The following is a 10,309-nucleotide window of genomic DNA, read 5'->3' on the forward strand; positions in this document are numbered from 1 at the left end:
TTAGTCTTTAGAGTTTGAAAATAACCAAGGCAATAAATCGGGCTCGGCAAAAGCAGAATCCCAGCTGTTGTGATTGTCCTCGGCATATAATGAAAAATTAGGTTTGCCACCATTTTTGAGTAATCCTGCCACCATTTCTACGGAAGCCAGCGGATTCACGACATCGTCATGGGCACCGTGAAACACCCACAGCGCTGTGTTTTTGGCATAAGAAGCAGTGGCCTCTGCATTGCCAGCACCACAAATGGCGAAAGCAGCTGCAAAGGTTTCCGGTTTATGGGATAGCATTTCAAAAGTCCCCATTGCTCCCATGGAGAGGCCACCGACATAAATTTGATTTTTATCAACGTATTCATTTTCTAGCATTTGGTCCAACAAGTTCATGGCCAACACCATTGATTTTGTAGGTTTCAAGTCCTTCGGAAATAATAGCGTTATGGGTTTTGTACTGCGATCCACTTCCGCATTCGCCCAATAATCACCTTTGGGACACTGCGGAAATACGACGATTGCCGGAAATTGTTCACGAGTGTCTTCCGAAGCAAACAGCGCAGCGCCATGAGTCAATTGGCTTTCATTATCGTTACCGCGTTCTCCTGCACCGTGTAAAAACAGCACTAGAGGATAGGTTTTGGACGCGTCAAAATCCTTGGGCAACATCATACGGTACAGCAGGCTGTCGTTGTTTTGAATGAACTGTTCCTTTGAGAATAAACTCAAATCTTGCGCCAAGCCTTGCAACATTAGGAAGCAACCGATACAACTCAGTATACTAGTTCTAAGACGGGAAGGTGTTTTTTTCATTTGTATTTGTATTTGTATTTGTATTTATTATACCTGAATTAAATTTTCAGATCAAACCTACAAAAAAATTGTCTGCCTGTCGGTAACCAGGTTTCTGCCGAAAAAAAAATCGGACTTGCAGTTACCGCTAGCAGGTAGGTTTGTTTAATAGGTAAAGCCTAATGTTGTCAATCCGTTTTGCACATCGGTGTTTTGCATGAACAAATTCCAAAGCAGTCCACTTCTATAATTTTCAATCATGATGATTTGAGGACCTTGATCGATTGCCAAATATGCTCTCGCTACCCAATAATCATATTCAGGGCTGAAGGCATCGTAAAAACCTGCAGGCCCTAATAATTTGGCCTTATTCTGATAGAAATAATGCATGGCATCCAAAGATTCCATTGGGGTGTAAGGGATTGAGCTAATGGCTGCCGTTGGTGAGATCACGCCTGTATCGTTTACCGGACTGTGGGCAGTATAACCTAAAGAGCCATCTGCATTTCTGGAATAACTTGCAGTCAAGCCCCAGCAATCTGCGCTGTAATCCTCAAAATCATTAGGGTTTTCAATACAGTATTGTCTGTTGATCTTGGTATGGTTTTTCGCCACGTCCCAATAATTGCCGTAAGCGTCTGAAAGGTTGCTGGGATTTAAGCCCAAAAATGAATAATGACTAAAAAATAAGGGGCCGCCAAAATTTGGTGATCCTGCATGTTTTAAAATAAGCGGTACTCCGTACTTGCTATTTGAGGAAACAATGTTGCCATTTGTTGCCCAACCACCAGCATAGGTGGCTTGGTCTATGGCAAAATCGGGCGAGGAGGCTGCCATGATGTAAGTGATCAGCACTTCGTTATAACCAGTAAGCTTTAGGTCTATGGCAAAGCCGTTATTAGGACTCCAATGCCAGTAGAGCGCATTTTCATTTTGGGTGTACCAGTTCCACTCAACGCCTTTCCATAAGACGTCGGCCTTGTTGGATAAGGCTAATTCTTCCGCCGAACCATTTTTGAAATACTCCTTGACACAAATCAGCCCCTGCACGAAAAATGCAGTTTCCACCAAGTCGCCACCATTGTCTTGGGCTGAGAATGGGATGACGCTGCCATTGGTACCGTTGATCCAATGCGGCCAGGCGCCATGAAAGCGGTCGGCATTTTCAAAGAAGGTCAGGATTTGGCTCAAACGCGTCATGGCCTCAGTTCTAGAGACGTAACCCCTTTCAATACCCACGAGAATGGCCATGAGCCCAAAACCGCTGCCACCTGTAGCGACTGTATTTTGGTCAAAGGACGGGTTCTCTGGAATATAACGTTCACGGGCTGCACCAGAATTAGACTGTGCAAAATCCCAGAAGTATTTAAAAGTTTCCTTTTGCGTGAGGTCCAGGATTGCCTCGTCGCTTAGGGGTTCCACTTGAACCGGACCATCATCTCCCGCATTTGGGTCAAATGGTTCAGACTTAGAGCTATCGGAACAAGAGCATAAGCCAACTATGAGTATCGCTAAAACGCTTATTTTTTTCATTTTTATATTTTTATCAATCATTAGTTTCTGAAACACTAAATCCAAGCGCATCCAAACCGTGTTGCACATCGGTATTTCCCATGAACAGATCCCATAGCAATCCGCTTCGGTAATTCTCTATCATGACTGGAATTGGCCCTTGATCTATGGCCAAATAGCGTGGTGTGAACCATTGGTGTTCAAAACTGAAAGCATCGTAAGGACCGTATTTCCCGATGAGCGAATCGTGATCTTTGTAAAGGGTTTTCAGCATCTGCATACTTTCTTTGGGTGTGTATGGGAAAGAGGACAGTGCAGCGGTTGGAGAGATCACGCCTTTGTCGTGGCCTTTTCCAGGATGATGGCCAGCATAACCATTCATAGAATAACTAGAGGTCATTCCCCAAATATTCTTCCCGTAACCTTTATAATTCAATGGATTATCAACCGCATAATCATAATGGATCATGGCGTGGTTTTGCACCAGGTCCCAATAATTGGCGTAGGTATCGCTGAGACCCTTCGGATTCAATCCCGTGAATGAATAATGCGACCAAAACAACGGTCCAATTTGATTTTCGGCATGTTCATAATAATCCAGAATAAAGTCATGACCGTACATGCTTTCCGAAGAAATGATACTGTCATTACGCGCCCAACCTTCTGTATACACTTTCCTATCAATGGGATGTGTTGGAGATGCTGCGGCGAGCACGTACATGATGAGACATTCGTTATAACCACCCACGGGGAAATTCATTTCCCATTTGTAGTTAGGCGACCAATGCCAATACAACACATTTTCGCCTTTGGTGTACCAATCCCACTCGACTTCTTGCCAAAGCGTGTTGATTTTTTGAGATAGCGCCTGTTCTTCGGTATTTCCAGCCTTAAAATATTCGGCAACGCTAAGCATGCCTGCAATCAAGAAGGACGTTTCCACTAAATCGCCTCCGTTATCCTTTTTACTGAAAACCAGCACTTTTCCTGTTTCGCCATTGAGCCAATGCGGCCAAGCGCCATGGAAGCGATCGGCTTTTTCAAGAAAATTGACCATTTTTTGGAAGCGTGCAAAGCCTTCCTCTCGGGTTATAAATCCGCGCTCAATACCCACCAAAAGCGCCATAAATCCAAAGCCCGAACCTCCTATGGTCACTGTGTTTTTAGGCGACGTTGGATAAACATCATCCGTATGAAAACGCTCCCTAGCCAAGCCACTATTGGGCTCTGCGCCTTCCCAAAAGTAATTGAAGGTTTGTTTTTGAATCGTATCGAGCAAGGCCATGTCAGCACTAGTTAGGTCATCAAATGTGCCTCCCTTATTCTCCATTTGAGAATCGGCAAGCTTCGATTTAGTATCGGTTTTACAGCTAAATGCTGTAAAAACAACAGTGAGCAAAAGCATGGTAATTTTAAGACGAGTGGATAGCATAGGATTGTTGTTATAAAATTTAGCTGCACCTCAAAAAAATGAAAGTGCAGCTAAACTGTAAAAAGGCTTATTCAAATTTTTAAAACACTTAGCAGATTCTTTTTGCTGCCAAGACACGTTGTTATAGGGATTGGATTTCCTCTTGGGTCAATGCCTTGTCGAAAATTCTCAATTCGTCCATGTAGCTAAGATCTGATTGATGACCCCATCCTGTAAAGCGAGGTGCTCCAGACATGATGGACATGATGTCACAATCTGTCCAATCCACACCAGGAAACGCGCCTTGTGCTGCGACGTCTCCGTTGATGTATACCACACACTCAGAATCAGAAATCGTGAATGCCAAGTGCACCCATTCGTTTGTTGCGGGGTCCACATCTGCAGCTGTGCCGCCATCAAACCAATTTTCTCCTTCACCGTTGCCCACATTCAGTTTAAAGCGTTGCATGCCTCCCGCATTCTCACGGAAAAACCTGAAACCATTAGTACGTTTATTTTGAGCATCTGGATTATCGGTGTCTGTTGGTCCAATCACGAGAATGCCAGCGCGGTCTGGATCGGCATCAAGTTTGTAACGAAATGACGCTGTAAATTCAGAATTCAATAAACCAGTCGTAGGAAAGGTTAAATACGAATCTGCCGCTCCAGCATAAGCATTAGTACCTGCAAAAGCTTCACCAGCAAATCCAGGGTTGCCTACGGTAGTTGCTTCCATGTCACTATAGGATTCGGCATAACTTCCGTTAAAAGACATTTGGAATATCTGGCTGCCTTGAGCAACCATTTGTGTGATTTCAGATTGAGAAAGCGTCGTATTGAACAATCTCAACTCATCCATGGCACTAGAATCGGACAAGTGGTCCCAATAACTGAAGGTAGGTCCTCCAGCCCCAATGATTATGTCATTGCAACCTGACCAATCTACAGGAGCAGACATACCGGCCATATTGACCTCCATACCATTGATATAGATTTTCGTCTCAGTATCTGAAATGGTAAACGCCACATGCGCCCAATCTCCAGAAGCTGGATCAACGAGACCGCCATCATTCCAGCTCTCACCTGCACCAGTACCCACATTCAATTTGATTCTTTGTTGATCGCCACTGGCTTCCCTGAATAATCGGAACCCTTGAAAACGATCATCGGCATCATCTCCAATCACAAGTATCCCTGCACGGTTTGGGGTTGCATTGACCTTATACCAAAATGCAGCACTAAAGTTATTGCCTAGTGTCAAATCATCCAAAGGAAAACTCAAATGATTGCCAGTGCCCGCTTCGTAAGCGTTTGAACCAGCATATCCAGAACCTGCAAAGCCTGGGTTGCCCACTTCGGTTGCTGCGGTTATCGATATTAATTCCGTAAAGTCACCATCAAAAGGCATGTAAAACTGTTCTCCCGCAAAAATCGGGGTGTAAGGTGGCGATTTTGTGAAGTTTGATGTGGATGTTGTTGAGTTTCCAGAAATATCCTTGGCAACTACAGTTAAAACGTGATCTCCAGTAGTGATGTTGTTATATACAAAAGCTTCGTTCGCCGTTCTATAATCCACAAAAGTGTCGAAATATCCTATTTGGTTTCCGTCTAAAAACACTGTGACATCATCAATCTCAATATCATCAACGACCTTAAATTCAATCGCTGTAGAGGTCACGAGTTCTGGGACCTGAATTTCAAGTCCCTCCGCTGGTTTCATAATGGTTATTAAGGGAGCACCTGCATCTGGCCCTGATTCTACAGCGCTAATTTCATCGATACCTTCATAGCAGCTTTGAAACATCAGTAAGGCACAAAGTCCTAGAATATATATTTTAAAATTTTTCATTTTTTTATAATTTTTTTATCTGATTAGTTATTAGATCCCAACGGCAATAAGTCCAATTGTGCTTGAGGGTAAGGCAGAAGCTCTTTATCTGCACTGAAGGTTCGCCCCTCATAGCTCAATTCAGAATAGTCATTGACACGAATCATATCAAAATAACGAATACCCCATTCCATAGCGAGTTCTGCAAATTTTTCGTTAAGCACTTGTGCTGTTGTCACACCAGATAAGGCAGGCATATTTGCTCTACTTCTTACCATGTTCACAGCTTCATCTGCACTCATCCCAGTACCAGAGGCACCTCTAGTTCGAGCTTCAGCATACATCAAAAGAATTTCTGAATAACGGATTACCAAAAAGTTTTTGCCTGATCCATAAGCATTTCTACCCTCTGTCAACTGATTAGAAGGCAAGTAATGCTTACCACTTGCAAAGTTGGCTCTCACATAATTGTTGATCACATCACCATCTGGCGTAGTATTCGAAACGAGATTTGGCAAATTGGTATAAGCAGGGTCAGATTGGATTTCAGCAATGCCATCTGGCGTAAAGAGCACACTTGTTTCAAGTCTTACCGTTTCGCCACGGTCTAGCATAAACTTGATGTACTTTAAACTTGGCTCATAAAAACCCCAACCATTAGAAGCGCCTTCAACTACAGGCGTCCAGTTTGACGGCCCAAAGGGTGCGTATAAATGGTTTTCGGTTGCTCCTGAAGCTTGGTTGAAATCTGAGAATTGCAATTCAAACAGACTTTCATTACTCAGTTTCCCCGGTTTTTTGAAGAGCTCGTAAAAATCATTGAACAACATGAACTTGCTGGAGTTGATGATTTGGCCTGTTGCGTTGGCCACCTCCTGATAATTTTCCAACTCTTGGTTTGCCATGGCTTTGAGAGCCAAAGCGGTATACTTTGTAACACCACCTGGAATATCGGTTCGTTCGTTTGGTCGCACATCTGGCAAGAACGGGATGGCTTCATCCATCAAATCAGACACATATTGCATGACCTCTTCTTTGGTATCCACACCATTACTGACTTCTTCATCGAACCTAGTGGATTCAATAATAAAAATGTTCCCCCATAAACGCGCCATATTTAAATGTTGATAAGCGCTCAAGACTTTGGTTTCGGCTATGTATTGATCTGCCCTTGCGATGTTGTTGCCAGTCGCAAATTCTTTATAGCGCTCCACAATTTCAGCAGTATTGATAATGACTGCAAGATCGCTGTAGAAGTTGTTCCATACTTGGTTGAACATCCAAAAGGTCTTATCGTAATTGTATAGATCTGTTTCAGCAAATAAAGGTTGGTCGTCAAGACCACCAGCATTTACATCATCGCCTCTCACTCCTAAAAGCAACGGATCTTCCCAACCTCTGGTATAGGTTGCAGAATAAGCACCGTATAAAGGAAGTACCATATCATTCATATTGGTATAATCCAAATCATCGGCAGCCAATTGGCCATCATTTTCTTCTAATTTATCACTACATGTTACAAGCAACATGCTGGATGCCAGCAGAAGTACTAGCGGTTGAAATAAAAGTTTAACGTTTTTCATAGTGCAATTTTTTAAATTCTAATATTAACCCCTACAGTGTAAACCGCAGGTATTGGGTAGGTTTGACGGTCGATCCCGTTGGGTACTTCTGGAGTAAAGCCGTTGTAATCAAAAGAAGTGAACGGGCGCTCAGCCGTAAAGGTAAATCTGGTTTCTGGCATGTTCTTTCCTATGAGAGAACTCGCGGGAATGGTGTAGGCCAATTGAATGTTCTGGATTCTAAAATAGTCACCATCCTCTACGAAGAAGGTACTCATTTTTTGATTCCAGGCTCTTCGTCGCCCTGCAGAGGACGGATAGGTATTTGAAGTCCCCTCACCATGCCATCTGTTGATGGCATATTCTGCATCAATATTGGTGTCATTGGTAAAGAGGACCTCCCCTCGTTTTCTATTGAGAATTTGGTATCCTGTTTGACCAGCAATAGCAACGCTCAAATCAAAGTTTTTATAAGATACACTAAAATTACCGCCATAGGTAAAAGAAGGCAAATAAGAGCCAATCACTTTTCTATCGGCATCATCAATTACCCCATCATTATTAATATCTACATATATCAAGTCACCAGGAACCAAGTTATTGTCCACCGCTATTGGATCATTAGCAACCTGTGCATCATTTTGATAGACGCCTGCAACTTCATAACCAAAAAATGCGTTTACGGGTTCGCCCACGATCAATCTTTGAAGGAACTCTGGAGAACCCGTGTCCAGGTAACCTTGGACAGTGTTGATTTTTGTGACCGAGTTTTCAAGCGTGGCTATGTTACCGCCAATGCTGTAGCTCCAGTTATCAGAAATAGACTCGCTCCAATTCAAAGCGACCTCTAGCCCTTCGTTTCTCATCTCACCCACATTTTTTAACAGCGCGTTGCCTACAATGGGTTGCTGCACAGGAATCACCAAATCCTTGGTATCCCTAATGTAGTAATCGGCCTCTAAAGACAAGCGATTGTTAAACAATCTTGAGCTAATCCCTATGTTGGTTTCTTCGAGCACCTCTCTCTTGAGATCGGTAAAATTATTTGAACTAATAATGCCATTGGTCAATAAGTCTCGTATAGACAAAGTCACTTGATCGATGGTTCGTGATCCCGCACTGCCACCTAGAGCACCATTGGCCAATTGACCCCAGCTACCGCGTAGTTTCAAGAAATCAAAGATGCCATTATCTTCCATAAAGCCTTCTTCGGAAATGACCCAGCCCAATCCAAACTGAGCGGTTGTTTTCCAGATTTCACTAGGAAATTTAGCATCACCTTCAGTTCTTATAGTCGCATTCAATAAATAACGGTCTTTGAATTTATATTCCAAACGACCGAAGTAGGCCAAGGTATAAAACCGGTCTCCAATTTCTTTGACATTATCATTGAAGGAGGTAGGATCTGCAAAGTTGAGATACCATGAACTCTCCAAGGCTATCCCTTGCACATCAGATCCAGTAGCGTTGAAAAAATTTCGCTGACTATCTTGAAAAGTAGAACCTGCTAAAACTGTAAGGTCATGATCTCCATAAGAATCTGTAAAGGTCAAGGTGTTATCCCATTGTTGAAACGAGTAAATGGATTCAGCACGTCTAATGGACGTTTCCACCTGCTCTCTATTGGAGTTGCCCGAGATGTAGTAAGGCAATCTCACATTTCGTTCAGAAATAGTCGAATAATCATGGTAATACGAGGTCTTGAAAGTCAATTTATCTGGCACGATTTGATATTCAGCATAAATACTGGTTAATATTTTCCTGATCTTCAATTGGTTCTCATTATAGTCCATCACTGGAAACGGGTTCTGAGACCCTCTATAATCTAAAAATTGAGCGTCGGAATATGGCGTGGAAGTGGCTTCCGGATTCACAAAATCAAATACAGGTAAGGTAGGCACTGCGAAATAGGCCGAGAAAAATGCTGCGTTTTCTGGATTGTATTGGGTGGCATTGCTGAAAATGGAATTCGTGCCAACTTTTAAACGATTGGTAACATTCACATCTATATTAGATTGGATGTTGAAACGTTCATATTCGTTTTTCATATCCAGCACCCCTTCCTGGGAGAAAAAGCTGGCGTTGACGCCATAAGTTGTAGAGGCGCTGCCTCCATTTACACCAATACTATGGTTTGTGATGCTAGCTGGTCTTAAAATCTCTTTGTACCAATCGGTATTCACGTCTGGCAAATTTGGATTCACTCTGCTTCTGCCAAAACGTGCGATGGAATTTTCAACAAACTCGATGTCTGCCGCACTTTCCGACTCATACGCCATGGTTACGAATTGTTCAGCATTGGCCATTTTGACCACATTTTGAGCATTTTGAACACCAGTATATCCACTATAGGTAATGGAGGCTTTCTGTTCAAGCTTGCCACTTTTGGTTTCGACTATAATAACCCCGTTTACACCTCTTTGACCAAAGATGGCTATGGAAGACACATCTTTCAATACAGAAATGGTTTCAATTTGGCTGCTATCCAGAAAGTCGATATTGTCATACCACTGGCCGTCCACAACATATAAAGGATTGTCCCCACCTGCAAAGGAGTTGACCCCTCTCAATCTAACCGTTGGCGACGCACCGGGCGCACCATTGCTTACGATTTGAAGTCCAGCCACCTTACCTTGTAAGGATTGCATCACATTACTGTTAGGTGTTTTTTCAATGTCCTCAGATTCTACTGTGGTAATGGCGCCAACCAAGTCAATTTTCTTTTGAGTACCATAGCCTATAACCACCACCTCATCAAGAGCTTGTGCATCCTCTTCTAAGGCAACGTTAATGACTGTAGTATTAGCAACTGTTACCGATTGGCTTTTTAAGCCGATAGCACTGAATTGAAGAACGTCCCCTGGGCTTGCTGTAATAGTATATTTCCCATCAAAATCGGTATATGCACCTCTAGATGTACCTTTAACCAAAACATTGACTCCTGGTAGAGGCATATCGTCTTGGGCAGTAGTAACCGTACCCGTGATCGCCATATCTTGGGCGAACATTACAAAGCCGCCAAAAAGAAGCATTAGAAATAAAACGATTTTTGTTTTCATAGAGATTTTATTTGTATATCCGCAAACAGCCCTAAAATGAAATAATTATCGTATATTCACTTGATATTAAAACAGTTGATTATGAATATATTTGATTTTGGAGTTCATTTCACAGACGAAAAGAGCTGTCGTACACATTTTAAAGAGGAACGAG

General features: G+C 42.7%; 6 protein-coding genes. All 6 read right to left on the reverse strand.

The features are described from left to right. Window positions 1-804 carry a carboxylesterase family protein gene (locus ESY88_RS16085; RefSeq protein WP_223270860.1) on the reverse strand — a complete coding sequence of 268 codons (804 nt, stop codon included), beginning with the start codon at window positions 802-804 and terminating at the stop codon, window positions 1-3. A gap of 144 nt (window positions 805-948) precedes the next feature. Next, a complete protein-coding gene (locus tag ESY88_RS16090; protein ID WP_147087608.1) occupies window positions 949-2,316 on the reverse strand; it encodes a glucoamylase family protein in 1,368 nt (455 codons plus the stop codon). A gap of 13 nt (window positions 2,317-2,329) precedes the next feature. Further along, window positions 2,330-3,727 (reverse strand): glucoamylase family protein, encoded by a 1,398-nt coding sequence (locus tag ESY88_RS16095; RefSeq protein WP_147087609.1) that lies wholly within the window; start codon window positions 3,725-3,727, stop codon window positions 2,330-2,332. A gap of 121 nt (window positions 3,728-3,848) precedes the next feature. Next, a complete protein-coding gene (locus tag ESY88_RS16100) occupies window positions 3,849-5,555 on the reverse strand; it encodes a LamG domain-containing protein (RefSeq protein WP_147087610.1) in 1,707 nt (568 codons plus the stop codon). Window positions 5,556-5,578: 23 nt separating this feature from the next. Next, window positions 5,579-7,117: a RagB/SusD family nutrient uptake outer membrane protein gene (locus ESY88_RS16105; RefSeq protein WP_147087611.1), complete on the reverse strand. Its 1,539-nt coding sequence runs from the start codon at window positions 7,115-7,117 to the stop codon at window positions 5,579-5,581. Window positions 7,118-7,128: 11 nt separating this feature from the next. Beyond that, window positions 7,129-10,155, reverse strand: coding sequence for a SusC/RagA family TonB-linked outer membrane protein (locus ESY88_RS16110; protein WP_147087612.1), 3,027 nt, complete (start codon window positions 10,153-10,155; stop codon window positions 7,129-7,131). Window positions 10,156-10,309 lie beyond the last annotated feature (154 nt).

This window comes from Subsaximicrobium wynnwilliamsii (genome assembly GCF_007997225.1).
Classification (GTDB): domain Bacteria; phylum Bacteroidota; class Bacteroidia; order Flavobacteriales; family Flavobacteriaceae; genus Psychroserpens; species Psychroserpens wynnwilliamsii.